Origin of the sequence: Microcoleus sp. C2D2, from assembly GCF_036702495.1 — a bacterium.
GTDB lineage: Bacteria > Cyanobacteriota > Cyanobacteriia > Cyanobacteriales > Microcoleaceae > Microcoleus.
The window spans coordinates 1-16,240 of record NZ_JAUBTO010000167.1; the positions used below are offsets into that span (position 1 = coordinate 1).

The 16,240-nt window shown below is 46.6% G+C and carries 14 protein-coding genes, 1 tRNA gene and 1 pseudogene; 9 read left to right on the top strand and 7 right to left on the bottom strand.

Annotated features, from left to right (window positions below; genetic code table 11):
• The first annotated feature begins 194 nt into the window (after window positions 1–194).
• A complete protein-coding gene (gene cheB, locus QUB61_RS32885) occupies window positions 195–1,280 on the top strand; it encodes a chemotaxis-specific protein-glutamate methyltransferase CheB (RefSeq protein WP_333134565.1) in 1,086 nt (361 codons plus the stop codon).
• Between the two features lie 128 nt (window positions 1,281–1,408).
• Here cheB and QUB61_RS32890 read toward each other — a convergent pair whose 3' ends face one another.
• Window positions 1,409–1,795, bottom strand: a complete 387-nt coding sequence (locus tag QUB61_RS32890; RefSeq protein ID WP_242717200.1) for a response regulator — start codon at window positions 1,793–1,795, stop codon at window positions 1,409–1,411.
• Window positions 1,796–2,533: 738 nt separating this feature from the next.
• On the opposite strand from QUB61_RS32890, the gene QUB61_RS32895 reads away from it, so the two are divergent.
• Both QUB61_RS32895 and QUB61_RS32900 read left to right on the top strand, forming a co-directional pair.
• The gene (locus QUB61_RS32895; protein WP_333134567.1) at window positions 2,534–5,341 is read left to right on the top strand and encodes a GAF domain-containing protein; all 2,808 of its coding nucleotides are present in this window, start codon (window positions 2,534–2,536) and stop codon (window positions 5,339–5,341) included.
• A 101-nt stretch (window positions 5,342–5,442) separates the two neighbouring features.
• A tRNA-Gln gene (locus QUB61_RS32900) sits at window positions 5,443–5,514 on the top strand.
• 282 nt (window positions 5,515–5,796) lie between these two features.
• Here QUB61_RS32900 and QUB61_RS32905 read toward each other — a convergent pair.
• Window positions 5,797–7,137: a serine hydrolase gene (locus tag QUB61_RS32905; RefSeq protein ID WP_333134569.1), complete on the bottom strand. Its 1,341-nt coding sequence runs from the start codon at window positions 7,135–7,137 to the stop codon at window positions 5,797–5,799.
• A gap of 335 nt (window positions 7,138–7,472) precedes the next feature.
• Between QUB61_RS32905 and QUB61_RS32910 the strand changes: the two genes are divergently transcribed.
• The gene (locus QUB61_RS32910) at window positions 7,473–8,603 is read left to right on the top strand and encodes an N-acetylmuramoyl-L-alanine amidase-like domain-containing protein (RefSeq protein ID WP_333134571.1); all 1,131 of its coding nucleotides are present in this window, start codon (window positions 7,473–7,475) and stop codon (window positions 8,601–8,603) included.
• Window positions 8,604–8,666: 63 nt separating this feature from the next.
• On the opposite strand, the gene QUB61_RS32915 is transcribed toward QUB61_RS32910, so the two are convergent.
• The 4 genes from QUB61_RS32915 to QUB61_RS32930 form a co-directional block, all read right to left on the bottom strand.
• Entirely contained in the window at window positions 8,667–8,945 is a 279-nt protein-coding gene (locus tag QUB61_RS32915; protein WP_333134573.1) for a hypothetical protein, read from the bottom strand.
• 149 nt (window positions 8,946–9,094) lie between these two features.
• Window positions 9,095–10,438, bottom strand: coding sequence for a D-alanyl-D-alanine carboxypeptidase (locus QUB61_RS32920; protein ID WP_333134575.1), 1,344 nt, complete (start codon window positions 10,436–10,438; stop codon window positions 9,095–9,097).
• Window positions 10,439–11,395: 957 nt separating this feature from the next.
• Window positions 11,396–12,298, bottom strand: a complete 903-nt coding sequence (locus tag QUB61_RS32925) for an RNA-guided endonuclease TnpB family protein (protein ID WP_333134577.1) — start codon at window positions 12,296–12,298, stop codon at window positions 11,396–11,398.
• Window positions 12,222–12,578, bottom strand: a complete 357-nt coding sequence (locus tag QUB61_RS32930; RefSeq protein ID WP_333134579.1) for a transposase — start codon at window positions 12,576–12,578, stop codon at window positions 12,222–12,224. The genes QUB61_RS32925 and QUB61_RS32930 overlap by 77 nt, the downstream gene beginning before the upstream one ends.
• A gap of 47 nt (window positions 12,579–12,625) precedes the next feature.
• Between QUB61_RS32930 and QUB61_RS32935 the strand changes: the two are divergent.
• The 3 genes and pseudogenes from QUB61_RS32935 to QUB61_RS32945 form a co-directional block, all read left to right on the top strand.
• Window positions 12,626–12,862 (top strand): annotated as a pseudogene (locus QUB61_RS32935) (helix-turn-helix domain-containing protein); the annotation flags it as partial.
• 51 nt (window positions 12,863–12,913) lie between these two features.
• Complete coding sequence (locus tag QUB61_RS32940) at window positions 12,914–13,546, top strand: transposase (RefSeq protein WP_333134588.1); 633 nt, start codon at window positions 12,914–12,916, stop codon at window positions 13,544–13,546.
• Between the two features lie 9 nt (window positions 13,547–13,555).
• Window positions 13,556–13,921 (top strand): transposase, encoded by a 366-nt coding sequence (locus tag QUB61_RS32945; RefSeq protein ID WP_333134581.1) that lies wholly within the window; start codon window positions 13,556–13,558, stop codon window positions 13,919–13,921.
• 11 nt (window positions 13,922–13,932) lie between these two features.
• Here the strand turns inward: QUB61_RS32945 and QUB61_RS32950 are convergent, their stop codons facing one another.
• On the bottom strand, window positions 13,933–14,268 hold the full coding sequence (locus tag QUB61_RS32950; RefSeq protein ID WP_332954753.1) for a ribbon-helix-helix domain-containing protein: 336 nt from the start codon (window positions 14,266–14,268) through the stop codon (window positions 13,933–13,935).
• A 587-nt stretch (window positions 14,269–14,855) separates the two neighbouring features.
• Here QUB61_RS32950 and QUB61_RS32955 point away from each other — a divergent pair.
• Window positions 14,856–15,371: an HNH endonuclease gene (locus QUB61_RS32955; RefSeq protein WP_333134583.1), complete on the top strand. Its 516-nt coding sequence runs from the start codon at window positions 14,856–14,858 to the stop codon at window positions 15,369–15,371.
• Between the two features lie 254 nt (window positions 15,372–15,625).
• Window positions 15,626–16,024 carry an alr0857 family protein gene (locus QUB61_RS32960; RefSeq protein ID WP_333134586.1) on the top strand — a complete coding sequence of 133 codons (399 nt, stop codon included), beginning with the start codon at window positions 15,626–15,628 and terminating at the stop codon, window positions 16,022–16,024.
• Window positions 16,025–16,240: the final 216 nt, after the last annotated feature.

The window sequence follows — 16,240 nt, forward strand, 5'->3', positions numbered from 1 at the left end:
AGTCATTAGTCATTAGTCATTAGTCATTAGTCATTAGTCATTAGTCATTAGTCATTAGTCATTAGTCATTAGTCATTTCTTATTTACTACCAATTAGCAAAGTCCCAGGCAAGCGTGTCCAGTGCAAAATTTCCAGTGCCTAGATGCCCAATTTATCATTCCCAATTTCCTCTTCCCCATTTCCCCACAAACTGATGTTATCGCCCATTAAACTATTGTTAGTTGAAGATTCTCCAGTAGTTACGCTCATCCTCAAACGAATTTTTGAGTCGTCGCCAGAAATCCAAGTGGTAGGAACCGCTGGCAACGGATTAGAAGCACTAGAATTAATCCCGAAACTTCACCCTGAAGTAATCTGTACGGATTTGAACATGGCACCAATGAACGGGTTAGAATTCACGCAAGAAGTAATGAAGAAATTTCCGCTACCAATTTTAGTAATTAGTGCTTCAGTGCAAGTGGAGGATACTCAGAAGGTATTTCAACTGTTAAAGGCTGGTGCATTGGATGTTTTTCCGAAACCGATTGGCGGGTTGGTATCAGATTACGATCGCCTGGCAAATCAATTAATAGCTAAAATTAAAATACTCTCAGGAGTGAAAGTATTTACACGGCGTCAAAAAATGGTGCAAACAGAAGATAATAACCAACTTGTAAAAATCAACCAAGAACCAGTTTCTAATTACAATTTCTCCCAAGAAAATGTTAGATCTCCAACTATTAAAGTATTGGCTATAGGGGCTTCTACAGGGGGGCCTCAAGCACTGTACGCGATTATTTCTAAGCTTCCGGCTAATTTTCCAGTGCCTGTAATTTGCGTCCAGCACATTAGCGAAGGATTTTTGCAGGGATTGGTTAACTGGTTGGCTTGTGAATCTAAAATGCAGGTTAAAATAGCTGGTTTGGGGGAATTGCCGCAAGCTGGTACTGTTTATTTACCGCCAGAAAAACGTCATTTAGAATTGGATTCTCACGGGCGATTTATTTATTCTCAAGCTGATAAATTCCCGGGACACTGCCCCTCAATAACGGTAACATTTAAGTCAGTTGCTAAATTTTACGGTCGGACGGCGGCGTCCGTTTTACTAACAGGAATGGGCCGAGACGGTGCTGAGGGAATGTTGGCGATCGCCCAACTCGGGGGGTTGACAATAGCGCAAGACCAAGCTACTTGCGTTGTTTTCGGAATGCCCAAAGAAGCGATCGCCCTCGGTGCCGCCCAATATGTTCTACCCGTCAGCGCGATCGCTCCCCTACTCCTGGCAAAATTAAAAATTTAGGAATTACCCCGCAAATAGTGCAGAATACCCCGCCCCCCGACTTGTTAAAGAAGTCGGGGTTCCCGGCGGGCGACATCAACTTTTTAGTTCATTAACTACTCAAAACTGAACTTTTTTTCTAAGTCCGATTATTTGATTTTGATAAACTTACCAATTACCTCGCGCAACTTATCAGCATCAAACGGCTTAGTTAAATACTCCGTTGCTCCCGCCAAACGCCCCTGTACCTTATCAAAGGCTCCATCTCGCGCTGTCAGCATTATGATCGGCAAGTTTTGAAACTGAGGCAAGCTGCGCACCGTGCGACAGAGTTCCAATCCGTCAATACCAGGCATCGAAACATCGAGCAACAAAACCGAAATTTGTTCGTGATAAATCGTTGACAAAGCATCCACTGCATTGTCGGTCACGAGAACTCGAAACTCTTTGCTTAAAGCCTGTTTGACAAGTCCTTGCATCACGACGCTATCATCTACTGCCAAAATAGTTGGTACTTGACTGCTACTTGCAGACATATTATTCTCCCTGTTTATCTATAGTTCTAGAAAATACAAAACATAATTCCCGCCGTCATTTTTTGAGAGTTGCCTCTGTGCAATAATTGCCAACCCCGTTGGAGCGTTAGTAGAAACTTTACCCCTGTTTTTTTACCTCAAACTCGAAAAAAAAGATTGCCAGAGGGGTCGATCGGCGATTACAACAGTTGCCAAATCTGCATCAGCGCCCAGAAACCTAGACGGTCGAGTTCGATCAACTATTGTTACAAAGTTTAACATTTTGGCAATCTTTTGTAGTTCATCTCCTAACAGTAGTTGAACCGCCGGCTGCGGCACAGATCGGTAAAGGACACTGGTATTGTGGCACAAACCGATGATTTAAATCTACCAGCAAGCCAGCTACCCACGATTAGAGAAGTCTGTTAAAATAAAATTAAACTGATTAAAAAATTCCAGGTAAGCAATCGCCATATATTTGGGAAAGGTGCTTCCTCCCAACAGAGGCTCTTAGATTTAGAGAGCCGGAGGTATTCAAAAGCATAGTCAACTAGAAGTAGAATTTCTACAGTCTTAGATCGGGGTGATCTAACTCCCATAACTCAAAAGTTTCCGTGTCAGTCAAGAGGTTAGTCTGAGTTCGGCGCAATCCGCGTGCGCGGAACTTGCGCAAGCAGCCTCAAGGCACAAAATTCATAGCTGGTTTTTCTCGAAAGTATTGACAAGAGCGGTTGCCAGCAACTAAACGGGCAGTTACAGATGATGAAATCACCCTTGTATCTTGGTAAAAAAGTGTTCAAGCTCCATAATATAGACTTATATCAGCTTCTCGGCTCTGCTCCAGAGGTTTGCTTAGACAATTTGGTCGGCTTGGCAGCTACGATCGGCCGAACTCCTATTGCTTTCTTGAGCTTGATTGACGGTAACCGCCACTGGTTGAAGTCGCAGTTAGGTATCGATCGAACTTTGGCCCATCGTTACCTGAATTTTTGCGCTCGCGCGATCGACCAAACTCCCGAAGAGTTCGCCGTTGCCTCAAACTCAAACTCGGAATTTGACCGGGCAATTCCCCTGCAAAAACCGCCAGTTGCTCCCTCGAATGCGATCGAACCCCCTGCAAATTCCTTCAAGGAACGGCCCGCCGCCATTGTCCGAGACGCTTCCACAGACGTGGGATTTGCCGAGCATCCGCTGACTGTTTCCTACCCCTTCGTGAAATTTTACGCCGGAATCCCAGTCGTCACCTCAGGTGGGCAGATGCTGGGAGTGCTATCCCTCATGGACTCCGTGCCCAGAGACTTGACAAAAGAAACGATAGAAGCTATTGAAGCTTTGGCTCGGCAAGTTGCGAGTTTGGTGGAGCTGCGCTGGCAATTAGTCAAAGCCCAGAAACAGTTGCCAGAGGTAGAAGATATCACCTCTGACAGCAATCAAATCTCCGAGTTAGTTCGTGGCTCGAACCGCTCGAGCTTGTGTTCCGAACAGACGCCACAGAGCGGCACGAGAAGATACCGAAGAAAAAAGCTCCCGACGCTGGGGGAAACCGGCAAATCTCAATATGTTTGGGAAAATTCAGCGGGCATCCGGCAGGCTGGCGATACCAAACAAATCCGAGAAATCGTTGCCGGCTCCCGGGACACCTCCGAGCGCCAACTAACGGCAGCGTCGCTACAAGAGCTCACGCGCTTGGGTTCCCTGCAAGCTAAAATCGGTGCAGCCCTCGGACAAGGCGGGAAAATATCGGCCATCCTCAACCGCTGCACCGAGGCACTGGTAGATTACCTCGACGCCACAGGGGCGACGATCTGGACGTTCAACCCGCAGACAGAGCGGTTAGAATTGCAGGCAAATTCAGGGTTCAACAGCCAAGAGTGGGAACGGGAAATAGAATATTGGGTGCGACCAGAACCGGGAAGACTCCAAACGGCTCCTGTGTGCCTGATGTCGAACCCGTCTCTCTGCGCCATTGCCTATCCGCTGATTGTGGAGGAGCGGCTGGTGGGAGTGATGGCTCTGTGTACTAGGGCTTTGGCAAGCGAGGGAGCGCTAGAAGTTCTCGGCTGCATGGCTAACGCTATCGCCGTGGCGATCGATCGCCACGCTGCCCGAGAAGAATTGTTGAGCCGCCGGGAAGGGCTGCTGTTGGGCATCGCCAGCCAGATGCGGAATTCCCTCGACCTCGACAAAATTTTAGATACGGCTGTCAACGAAATTCGCAGCTTGTTGCAGGTTGACCAGTGCTACTTTTTGTGGTATTCAGTCTCGCGGCACGGGCAGCCAAGCTTTGCGATCACCCACGAGGCGGCAAATCCCGAACTGAAAGAGCGGCTCACAGAATACCCGATCAAACAAGTAACGCTGCTGGCCGAGAAAATTACTCACCGCCAAACGCTCCGGATCGGCGACGCGGCAACAGCACTCTGCATAGAACCGGCCACGCGAGCTTTTTTGACCAGTCTCGGGATTGTTTCTAACCTGCTGCTGCCGCTCAAGACTCGCTCCGGTCAAATGGGTGCTGTAGTTTGCAACCATTACAGCGGCCGCCGTTCCTGGGCGACGAGCGAAGTGGAATTGCTACAAGCGGTGGTGGATCAACTGGCGATCGCGATCGACCAAGCCGAACTTTACGCCCAAACCCGGGCGGCAGCCTTAGCCGCTCAAACTCAAGCCCGCCAACTGACGGAAACTTTGCAGTGTTTGCAGCAGAAAGAAGCTCAGCTCATCCAAAACGAAAAAATGTCCTCTCTCGGTCAAATGGTCGCCGGCGTCGCCCACGAAATTAACAATCCGGTTAATTTTATTTACGGCAATTTGACTTATTGCAAGGAGTACGTGAAAGATGTGGTGGATTTGCTGCACTTGTATCAAAAGCATTACCCCGAGCCTTGCCACGAAATTCTCCGCAAAACGGAAGCAATCGATGTTGATTTCCTAGTCCCTGATTTGCTGAAAATTCTCTCTTCAATAGAGATGGGAGCCGAACGCATCCGCAAAATTGTCCTGTCTCTGCGGAACTTCGCGCGGCACGACGAAGCCGATATGAAGCCGGTGGACATTCACGAAGGGATTGACAGCACGCTGCTGATTTTGCAAAGCCGCTTGAAGTCAAACGGGCTAATACCGGGAATTGAGGTAATTAAAGACTACGGCGACTTGCCGAAGGTAGAGTGCTATCCCGGACAGCTCAACCAAGTATTTATGAATATTTTGGGGAATGCGATCGACTCTTTGGAAAATCAGCCCGTACCCAAGACGATCAAAATCTCGACGGCGGTGATGGCCCGAGACTCGGAGGCTGGCGAGTCAGGAAAGTCGAGCCCTCAAGTTGTCGTGATTCGGATTCGCGACAGCGGGCCGGGATTGGCGGAAAAAGCTAAATGCCGCTTGTTTGACCCTTTCTTTACCACTAAACCTGTGGGCAAGGGTACTGGGCTCGGCTTGTCTATCAGCTACCAGATTGTGGTGGAAAAACACGGAGGAAGCTTGAAGTGTATCTCCCAAGCCGGACAGGGAGCAGAGTTCTGGATTGAGATCCCGCTGCGTCGCCCGGATGCTGTCAAAAAATAAACCAGGGGGCGATCGGTTTCAAAAAGATTTTTTAAATTCTATTCTCCAAAGGCTTGACAGATTCCCGTGTCAGGGTGTTACTATAGTAAACGTTGAGACGTTGGGGCGTCGCCAAGTGGTAAGGCAGCTGGTTTTGGTCCAGCCATTCAGAGGTTCGAATCCTTTCGCCCCAGTTAAATTGTGTCCGCTCCCCTTACTTATTTCCTAATTGTTTGGCCTCCGGGCTTTGCAGGGGAGAGAGGACGGAAGTTCGATCGTCCGGCTCGCACTGCGGTATCCTTCGGATATAACCGGATTTGATATGAGATGATTCCTAATACGAACAAAGTCCATCGGCCCTACTCGATAACCTGTTGTACATTTAAATTGTATATTTAAATTCCCTATTGTCCACCCCTCAAATCCTCTCCCCTTCTCCCCCTGGAACATAACAGACAATCTAGATGTGCAGCCGCTTAATTGCTGGGTCCGCGAGCATTTAGCCGATCGAAAACGTATCGGGAAATTGCCGGAAATGCTGTTTCGTCCTTGGCATAAGCCGGATTGTCTGCGAAAACGACTAAGATATAAATCGCGCGATCGTCTAAAGTTCTCACAAATGCCGCTTCGCTGCGGGATTTGGAAGTATAGCCTACTTTGGAACCAAAATAAATATTAGGTGGTAAATCTTGGCCCAAAAATCCTTGTATCGAGTTGAGAGGGTCTTTTTTCCACGCCTTGGGGTCTAAGTCTCTCGTTAGCAAGTAAGCCATTTTGCGGCTGGCGACGCTAGAAACCGCTTGTCTAGTATAGATTTCATATATTAATCTGGCGGCTTGGTCCGTAGTTACTTGATTGCGAATTGGCTGAGTAGCATCGCCCCGCAATTGCAAGTCGCGACCGATTGGTCCTTCTTGTCTTAAATAGTATATGGGATAATTTTTGGTGCTTATACGAAGATCGTTGTAGCCTGCTGACTGGAAAAATGTGTTAATTTGAGTGCGCTTTTTCAGCCATGTTTGCAACTCTTCTCCTGCCAGCCGTCCGCCGGATTTTGTATCTGTGATTTTGTCTAAAAGCCTGCTGGCAGCATCGTTGTTGGAGATGCGAATCATTTGTTCTAGGTCGTTTTTAAAGGCAGATTCTCTTTGGGTAATTAGGCCTTTTTCTATGGCTGAGTAAAAGGCTGCCATCCAAAATAACTTGGCAACGCTAGCGGGAAATCTGAGAGTTTGATTTTGATATCCGGCGAAGGTGTGAGTTTTGGAATTGCTGACATCCATTAAGGTAATTGATAGCGATTCTGCGGGCAGCCCTTTGCTGGTCGCAATGTTCACAGCTTCATCAACAATCCCTTGCAATTCTTGAGAGTAAACTGGATTGGGAGGTGTTTTGATATTGTAGCTGAAGGTAGGCTCGCTTTGACGCTCAGCTAAATTTTCCGATGTTTGAATTGTCGGCGGCGAGAGTGCTTCTTGAGGCAAGATCGCCTGTTGAGGCAAGATGACTGGCGGTTCTGGGGGACGGCGAATTCTGAAGGGCATTGTGACGAGCCAAAAAAACGCGATCGCCCCGCCAATTAAACACAAAATGTTACGGTATTTTAGCCGAGAAAATTTCGTCCTCACTCGGCGACGAGATGGGACTGGGCCTTCGCTGCTTTGGCGACGGGGCGCGACTAGGCGCTGGCTGCTTTGGCGTCGGGATTGGATTATACCTCTTGCATGAATCTTTGCTCGATCGGTCAACCGCAGATACAAGGCAGATGAACGCAGATTAACGCAGATAATTTCAAGAATTGAGAGCGACTTTTGCAACAAGTCTATTGGGCGTCGGGTCCCGATTGGGCGACGAGATGGGACTGGACGCTCCCTGCTTTGGCGACGAGATGGGACTGGACGCTCGCTGCTTTGGCGTCGGGGCTGGATTGGGCGTTGGGGCCCGATTGGGCTGCGTCGGCGTTCTACTTGCATTACAGTGTTGTGGTATCAAACTCGCACGATCAGTTTATAATAGGGCGGCGTCTAAATGACAAGTGTGTCGATCGAGTCCGCTGTTGCCAATTTTATCTGTCTGCTAGGCTGATTTATACTTCTAATAATTGTAAAAATTTCAGGATAGCACTCAGTGGAAGCAAAATCCTTGGAAAAACATGAGAAATTTTTGGAGTCTGGCTGTTTTGGGATTTGCGATCGCCTGCATGAATAATTTTTTGATCCCTGATGTTTGGCCATTTCAATCTCAAGCTGCTGCGGGAGATGTTGTCTCGCGACAAGCAGAAGGACAGGGCGCGGAGGTAGCAACTCAGTTGACAGCAGAAAGCGAAAATGGGGAATTAACCAACAAGCAAACTGTTTCTAGTTTCCCGAGTATGTTTTGGGACTTCAACAATTTACCGGAAATTTCCTATTCCCAATTGCTGTCGGTGCTGGCGAGACGACCAGACTCAAATAATACAGAGAGAAAAACCGCTGCACAACCTGAAGACATAGCACGTTTTGAACAGGTTGTACAGTATGCAAAAAAACAAAATTTGCACGATCGGTCGATCGGAGAAATCGTCCAGGCGATCGCCGATAAATTCCAAGGAAAGCCATACGCCGAGGGTTTGCTGGACAAATCCGGCGAAGAAAAGTTGATTGTAACGTTGAATAAATTTGATTGCGTTTTGTTTGTAGAAACCGTTTTGGCGATCGCCAGGGGCGTAGCAGTACAAGATTACGACTATCAAAATTTTGTAAATCGCATAGAAGAACAGCGGTATTTAAACGGTAAAATCAACGGTTATTGCAGCCGATTGCATTATTTTTCCGAATGGATTAACGACAATCAAAAACGGCAAACAGTGGAAAATATCACGGCTGAATTAGGCGGAGTACCCATGAATAAAACACTAAATTTCATGAGCCACCACCGCAGCAGTTACCCGCAAATGGTCAAAGACGAAGCAACTTATCAGTGCATTGTCAGCCAAGAAGCAGACTTAGCCAAAACTACTGTTAATTACATCCCGACAAATCAGATAAAAAGTCTTTATTCTCAGTTAAAACCGGGGGATATTGTAGCGGTAGCGACGGATGTTAAAGGATTGGATGTCACCCACACCGGTTTAGTCTACCGCAATGCTGACGGCAATATGGGTTTAATTCACGCTTCGCCGGCTGGGGAGGTGACAGTTGCTTACGACTTGCGCAGATATATTAGCAGAGCCGAAAGTGCGATCGGGATTGTAGTCGCTAGGGCGATCGATCCGCGCCCGCAGCGCTCGCCTGCCAAAGAGTAAATTCCACCAGCAAGTAGTTGAATTTGGGTATAATTTACATCTTGCACCCTTCTCAATTGCTAATTATTGTGACCAAGGTGCATCATCTTTATCGTACAAGCCTTCACTAATTGCAAATGCTTTGAGTTCACGATAGGCAGCAAGTAGAGACGAACGGTTACCCCAGTTATCTCCTTTTCCGCCAGTGCAAAATTCACCTCTGACTGGCTCGAGAAAAGTTCCTTCTTCGCTGATGTAGCCTTCATCTAAAATGCGGGATTTTGTAAAATCCCAATCTATGTCAAATACCAACTCGAAAGTATCTAAAAATTCTTGAATTCGTTCCTTCAATTCACTGGACATAGTTTTAACTCAAGAGTATTACTTCTACAAATGTAACACCACTTACGCAATCCAACTAAAGAAACCGGGGTTTTTGCCTTCTTTGCGGGTTGCAACGCGTCTTTTTGTAAAAAAACCCGGTTTCTGGAACCCCATGCGTAAGCCTCAAATCAATTGACAATTTCGCTGCGAGATACCTTACTATTTCTAGCAGGATTTGGCGTTAATTCCGGCGGCGAAACTTGAACACTTCCCCACTCATTCAAAAAGCTTTTCAGCAAAACCTCTTGCTGAGTGCGAAATGTCTCGACATTTTCCCCGCGATTCATAATCACAAACCACACTGTTTCTTGTTTTTGAGTTGGTAGCGCTCCGCCCAAAGCGCTAACATTATCCAACGTGCCAGATTTGACCACTGCTAATTTGGGAAGCGGCCGTTCTGACAGTATTCCTTTATCTTTCCCAACTACAGTTAAGACATCAGCAACTGTCATGCTGTAAGGTTCAAGATAGCGTTCTAAAGCTATAAACAACGCGCAAGCAGCCCGGGGAGAAATGAGATTTTCTTCGCTCAATCCCGAACCGTTGACGAGTTGAATTTCTGCCGGAGGAACTCCGGTTGCTGCTGCTGCTTTTTGCGCGACTGTTTTAGCGCCGCCGACAGTATCAGCTAGCATATCTGCCATGAGATTGTTGCTGTACTGATTCATTTTTTTGATCAGTTCGGCAAGGGGCAAAGAATAATGTTTTACTAAAGGCTGCACGTCATTGGGAGGTGCTGGCAAAACTTTGACAGTACCCTCAATTGTTATTTGGGGTTTCGGCGTATTTGGAGGCAGTGTTTGATATTGGGCGGCGGCTTCGCTGGGCCAGATTTCACTGTTCAATCCTTGTTGGAGCAATTCTCCAGATTTGAGGGAATTTAATTCAAAATTCATGTAAAAATTATCGACAATTATCAAATTGCCAGTGACTCGCTTGATGCCTTTTTGATTTAAGGCGTTACCGAGGGCGATCGCCTCTTCCCAAACAAACAACGGATCGGCGCTTCCCTGAACAATTAAGTCGCCTTTTAATACGCCGTTTTCTATTTTTCCAGTTGTACCAATTAAGGTAATAAATTGATGTTCCGGTCCGAATTCTTGCAGCGCTACGAGAGATGTTGCTACTTTGGTAATAGAAGCGGCTGACAGAGGAACTGTACCTTGATGATTGGCTAGCAAAGTATTGCCAGATTGCATCCAGACGCCTTGGTTTTCTTTGGCAAAACCTTGTGCTGTCAAACCGTTGAGATATTGCTGGATTTTGGTATTTGTGGGGGTTTCGGGATTGTTAACAGAGATTATTAAGGGCTGACTTGGTTTAACAGGCGGCGGGTTCGATTCAGCTACAGGAGAGGGAGATGCAAGTTGGGGTGATTCAGTAGCGGCGCAGCCGGTAATAATTGTGAGAATGGCGATCGAACTCGCAGCAGTCAAGTAGCGGTTTTTCAGCATTACTTTAATTTTTTCCATCAAATTTACGATCGTCTGTCAGCACGCCCGATGGAAAGTTTAGCACTAGCCCGCGCGTTTTGGAGCATCCGCATCTGCGTTACCAGAATCCGGAACCGCTGACATTAGATCTTCTTCTCCATCTTTCTTCGTGCTCGGAGCGTCTTCGCGGTTCGTTAAATAGATATTCTTTAAATACTGCGGGATTTTATACCAATAGCCCGGAGTGTTTTTAGTTCGCAGTCTCAAACCCTCGATTTTCCGTTGGTAGCGAACTTGCCGCTGATCCTTGAAACCCTTATTCTACGGTTGGTAATCAAAAACTGTTTGAAGTATTGTTATACCAGTTCCCAAAAACAATGCAACTCTCGGCAAGCTCCAAACCCTTATCTTATAAGTCATTCCCAATTCTAAAATCTCAAATCTCAAATCTAAAATAGTACGATCTTCAGCGCCTGGGGCCTTCACCCCAGGCCGATCGCTCTCACAAACTTTCGATAAACTGGTTTCGTATAGTAAACGATTTTTTGTAAATTTCTCGAAGATAGCGGTAGACATTGGTAGTATGTAATCAACAAAAAACCACCGTGTAAGCTGTCGCGCATTTAAATTGTATATTCAGGGCGGGCGGGACGCCCACCCCACAAGACTTGAATTTTTTTTGACATACAATTTAAATGCAGAATAGCTTATGACGAATTCCAATACATTGGATACGGACTCAACTTCACACGCAAAGGGCTTCTTGCCCTTTTGGGACAAGTCATGTCAGGAGATATCGACACAGTTGTGGTCGTCGATCGCGTTGACTTCCTCGCGCGGTTTGGTACCCACATTATCAAGTGGATCTGCCAACAGCAAAATTGCTAACTCCTGGTTCTGTACCGAACAGACTTATCTCCCTAACCAGAAATGGTTGAAGATATCCTTTGACATCCACCCCGGCGTAAACGCACGGGGATTCCTAAGACTCACGACTTAGGTTTCTGCTTCCGTCCCTGACGGGGATTTCGCACCAGCCTTAACAGATTTACTCTGCTCGGGTCTTACAGTCGCTCCACAGACTGACACGGCAAGCCCTGCCGCCAAAATGTTCTTTGCCGCGTTGATGTCTCGGTCATGGTGCATCCCGCAATTAGGACAATCCCATTCCCGGATATTCAACGGCATCTTGTCAACGATGTGTCCGCAATTGCCACACCGTTTTGAACTCGGAAACCATCGGTCAATCTTAATTAAAGTACGACCGTACCAATCGCACTTGTAATCAAGTTGTCTGACTAATTCCCCCCAACTTGCATCACTTATAGCTAGAGCAAGTTTCCGGTTTTTAATCATATTCTTCACAGCTAAGTCTTCTACGGCGATGGTTTGGTTTTCACGCACCAACCGCGTTGTTAACTTGTGAAGATTATCTTTCCTTGCATCAGTGATTTCTTGATGCACTTTCGCTACTTTAAGCCGTGCTTTATGACGGTTGTTTGACCCTTTTTGTTTGCGACTTAAAGATTTTTGCGCTCTTCTAAGCTGGCGATACTTTGCCTTGAATCCTTTGGGATTGGCAATCTTTTCGCCAGTGCTTAGAGTGAGCAAGCTTGTAACTCCCAGGTCGATACCGACTTGATTATCTGTTTTGGGTAATGCTTCAATTTCAACATCTACCAGCAGAGAAACTGACCACCTACCTGATGGTGCAAGCTTCACGCTTAAGGTTGATGGTCGGCAACCATCAGGTAGTGTCCGACTCCAACGAATTGGTAACGCTTGTGTGCTTTTTGCTAGGTAGACTTGTCCATCTCTGAACTTAAATGCTGACGAGAGTAAATTCTGCACTACCACCATTGCGTTTCTTTTTGAAGTTAGGATATTTTGCCCGCCCATCAAAAAAATTGGTATAAGCCGTTTGTAAATGTCTCAAGCATTGCTGTAATGGCACACAGCTAACTTTGTTCAGAAAATCTAGTTCTTCGGTTTTCTTCCATTCGGTTAACATTGAAGAAGTCTCAGCATAGCCTACCCGTTTCTGTTCTGCGTACCAAGCTTCCGTTCTTGTGGCTAAAGCACGGTTGTAGACCAAACGAACACAACCCAAAGTACGTCGCAACAAACTTTCTTGTTCCGGCGTTGGGTAGAATCGATAGCTGAAGGCTTTTAGTGTCATGCTTACCTTAAGTACGCTATTTCACATACTAGCACGTCTTGTGTGAAATGGTATATCTTAACAAAAATTCATGTAAATCCGTCCTAAAAGGACGGGGTTTCAGCCCTCCGCTTCGCTCCGCCCATTTTTTTGATGAATCATCGAGGCTGACCATTGCCGACTCTACGGACTCCGTAAAGACAAATCTACTATCCAAAAAGATCCGAGTCTACCCGGAAACAAAACTAGCTGAGAAATGGCGGACATGGATAGCCGCGAGTAGATGGTGTTACAATCAAGCAATTGCCATTCTCAAAAATGAAAAAATCGGTAAATATGAGTTGCGTAAACGCATCATGGATTCAGCGCCTGAATGGGTGTCTCAACAGCCATACAACCCGCGTCAACTAGCAGTATTGCAAGCCTGCGAAGCACACAAAGCAGCTTGTCAATCAAAAGGTATAGCCAAGTTTAGAAGTTGTAAAGCTCCTACTCAAACTATTAGGTTTCAAACAGCGAACTGGAAATCAAACACTTTCTATACCCGTGAAACCAAAGGCTTGTCTTTTCAGGCTGCCGAACCAATATTGGAGGTAATGCAACACGAACCAACCCTTAGCCTAATAAACGGTCAATGGTTTATCTGCTATGCGGTTGACACTATTGCACCGCTTCCTACTCAATCGGAGCTAGCTATTGCCTTAGACCCGGGAGTCAGAACGTTTATGACTGGATTTGACGGTCATAATATACTGAAATTAGGTAAAAGTGATATCTGCCGCATTTATCGGTTAGCCAGACATTTCGACAAGTTAATGTCTCGGATCGGAATGAGCAAAGGTAGTCAGTTTAAGCGGCTGCGGTATCGATCGAGAAAAGTAGTAGCGATGATTCGTGTTAAGATTAAGAACTTAGTTTCGGAATTGCACAACAAGGCAGCTAATTACCTAGTTAGCAAGTATAAATTAATTTTCTTGCCAACATTTTAGACGCAGCAAATGGTAAAAAAGGGTCAGCGAAAACTTGCCACGAAGACAGCTAGAGCGATGGTAACTTTGAGTCATTATCGTTTTAAACAAACGTTGAAGCATCAAGCATCCAAGTACGGTTGTGTTGTAGTAGACGTGACAGAAGAGTACACCAGTAAGACTTGCTCAAAATGCGGTCATATTCATAGTAAGTTGGGCGGTTTAAAAACGTTTAAATGTCCAGAATGCGGACACACTCTGGACAGAGATTTAAATGGCGCTTTCAATATTTTGTTGAAAGCTTTGAGGGATACCTCCATGTCTGGAAAGCTTGCAGCTTTCCAGATTATGCCATACACAGTAGATTTAGGTAGATTCCTAGATTTACCGGGTTAAATGTATCTGGTTTATCCAGCCATACTCCCCATACTCAGTGGCACCATTTCGCCGTGCATTGTCAGGCCTAATAACATCGGTCCGCCCGGTCGTATCAACTCTCCTGTAAGCGCGCAGCGTTCCTCCTGCTGTGCTGTGGCATTAATGCTAGCTCGAATATCCGATCGAGAAAACATCTGGCGATACTCTCCAGACTTCTGCTGCACGTAATTCCATAACAAATCTCGAATCAAAGCTTGATAGCCTTGATTGCCTGCGAGCTCTTTTAGTCTCTCTTTGAGTTCTCTTTCGAGTCGAATGCTGGTGACTTCCATTTCGGTGGTTGAGGTTCTAGGTAGGGTATGCATAATTTTTCTCCGTGACGGGTGGACATATGTGTAATATCAGTGTAGTATGTTTAAAGCTAGATTTAAAGCTCTCTTATCACTTTCTGCCTGCAGTGAAATTTCTCCCCACCTACTCCACCTATCAACTGAAGTGCGATCGCCCCAGGGGTCGCTCCGAGTCGTTATGGCACGTCTTTAGCACGGGTTTTACGACAGTCGCACCGACCTCGTGGGCGGGCAGGGGCCTAAATAAACCCGGTTATAGTGAATTAGGACAAATCGCAGAAATAAATTACCACGAGGTAGACCGGGAGGGTCTGCGATTGGCACAGCCACATCGAGATACGCGAAGCGGGAGGTACAGCTAAACGACTGTACCAAGACAGGATGAAAATTTGCCTTTAGCAGTTTTTCTAGCCCCCGCTTCTAAGTAAGAGAAGCGGGGGCATTTGATTGGATATTTGAGAAATTCGACCCCAAGCGGGAACTGGCAAAAAACCAGATGTAGCTAATGCGGGCGTTGCACCCAAAATTCCAAGTCCAAAATCTAAAATCCAAAATCTAAAATCTAAAATCTAAAATCCAAAATTGATGAGGAGGAGCAAGCCGTGACCGTAGTAACAGATGTATTGAGGCAATCTGTGGTGGTGTTTTCTCAGAATTACCTACCGATGAGCCGTGTCAATATCAAACGGGCGATCGTACTTTTGGTAACAGGCAAGGCTGAACCTCTGGATTTTAGCATCGGCAACGGCTGGCTGGTGCGATCGCCCAGCACCAGCATCCACGTACCCGAACAAATCCGCTTGACTTTTGGTAACAGGGAACGCCTGTGGAAATTGCCCCCGGTCAATCGCCGGGAAGTTCTGCGCCGCGACGCTCATTCTTGCCAATACTGCGGTAGCAACCGACATTTGACGCTGGATCACGTCATGCCTCGATCGAAGGGCGGCCCGCATACTTGGGACAACGTGGTGACTGCTTGCGAACGGTGCAACTCTCGTAAGGGTTCACGAACTCCCATAGAAGCTGGAATGTCTCTGCGAACAAAGCCGAAGGCTCCCATACACCCCACTGTTGCTTTTGCCGAACTTTTTTGGCACGAATACCAAATTGGGGAATAGGGCATGGGGCATGGGGCATGGGCCAAACAGGTAATTGGTAATTGGTAATAGCTAATAGTTAATAGCTAATTCAGTCCTGTAATTGAAAAGGATTTTAGGTCCCAATAGCAAACTTTTCATTCCGACCTATCCGATGCCCAATTCCCAATTCCCAATTCCCGATGCCCAATTCCCGATGCCCAATTCCCAATTCCCGATTACCAATTTTCAACTTTCAATTTTCAACTTTCTATTCCAAATTTAGGGCTGTCAATATGCTGAAGTTGACTTACACTGAAACGGGCTTTAACCTGGAGCGTTTGGCTCAATCTCCCGAACAGTTAGTGGCGCTGCGAGTTGTGCTGGCTATGCGGGTTGGTCAAAGCATCAGCGTCGAACCGAGCACTGCGGCATTTTTGCTGCCCGCGAATTTGGTGGCGCTGTCTCTGTTGGAATCTGAGGCCCGCCGAGACGACAACGATGCGATCGACCTTTGTGTTGCTGATGCTGACTTTGTAGAAGTGACTCTGCGCGGTACGTGGATTTCTGGCGCGTCCTCCGGGGCCCACGGCGTGTTTGCGACTGTGTTGGGCGATCGGGCAGAGCTCTTGCTGCTCAAACTCTGGCTCGAAAGTCAGGCTGCTGCGGAGGTTGTCGGGGAAGTCGGCGATTAATATCGGATGTTGAACAAGGAAGAGGTTCGAGGGAAGAAGCAAGAGGGAAGAAGCAAGAAGGAAATATTTTCTTCATCTTTCACTCCCCCACTTTCTCCCTCGGACACTCCCCCACAAAAGACCATCTCCCCTCTGCCATAACCATTTGTGACAAGTTAAGAAAAAGTGCAAATTGTCAAGGGGGTAGACAAAAAAAGGTAAAATAGGATGAAACCT

Coding starts and splice junctions, on each gene's coding strand:
- QUB61_RS32940 (WP_333134588.1), top strand. CDS start 12,914: ATGGATTCAGCGCCTGAATGGGTGTCTCAACAGCCATACAACCCGCGT.
- cheB (WP_333134565.1), top strand. CDS start 195: ATGTTATCGCCCATTAAACTATTGTTAGTTGAAGATTCTCCAGTAGTT.
- QUB61_RS32925 (WP_333134577.1), bottom strand. CDS start 12,298: ATGGGCGGGCAAAATATCCTAACTTCAAAAAGAAACGCAATGGTGGTA.
- QUB61_RS32910 (WP_333134571.1), top strand. CDS start 7,473: ATGAGAAATTTTTGGAGTCTGGCTGTTTTGGGATTTGCGATCGCCTGC.
- QUB61_RS32960 (WP_333134586.1), top strand. CDS start 15,626: ATGCTGAAGTTGACTTACACTGAAACGGGCTTTAACCTGGAGCGTTTG.
- QUB61_RS32930 (WP_333134579.1), bottom strand. CDS start 12,578: ATGACACTAAAAGCCTTCAGCTATCGATTCTACCCAACGCCGGAACAA.
- QUB61_RS32945 (WP_333134581.1), top strand. CDS start 13,556: ATGGTAAAAAAGGGTCAGCGAAAACTTGCCACGAAGACAGCTAGAGCG.
- QUB61_RS32895 (WP_333134567.1), top strand. CDS start 2,534: ATGATGAAATCACCCTTGTATCTTGGTAAAAAAGTGTTCAAGCTCCAT.
- QUB61_RS32890 (WP_242717200.1), bottom strand. CDS start 1,795: ATGTCTGCAAGTAGCAGTCAAGTACCAACTATTTTGGCAGTAGATGAT.
- QUB61_RS32915 (WP_333134573.1), bottom strand. CDS start 8,945: ATGTCCAGTGAATTGAAGGAACGAATTCAAGAATTTTTAGATACTTTC.
- QUB61_RS32920 (WP_333134575.1), bottom strand. CDS start 10,438: ATGGAAAAAATTAAAGTAATGCTGAAAAACCGCTACTTGACTGCTGCG.
- QUB61_RS32950 (WP_332954753.1), bottom strand. CDS start 14,268: ATGCATACCCTACCTAGAACCTCAACCACCGAAATGGAAGTCACCAGC.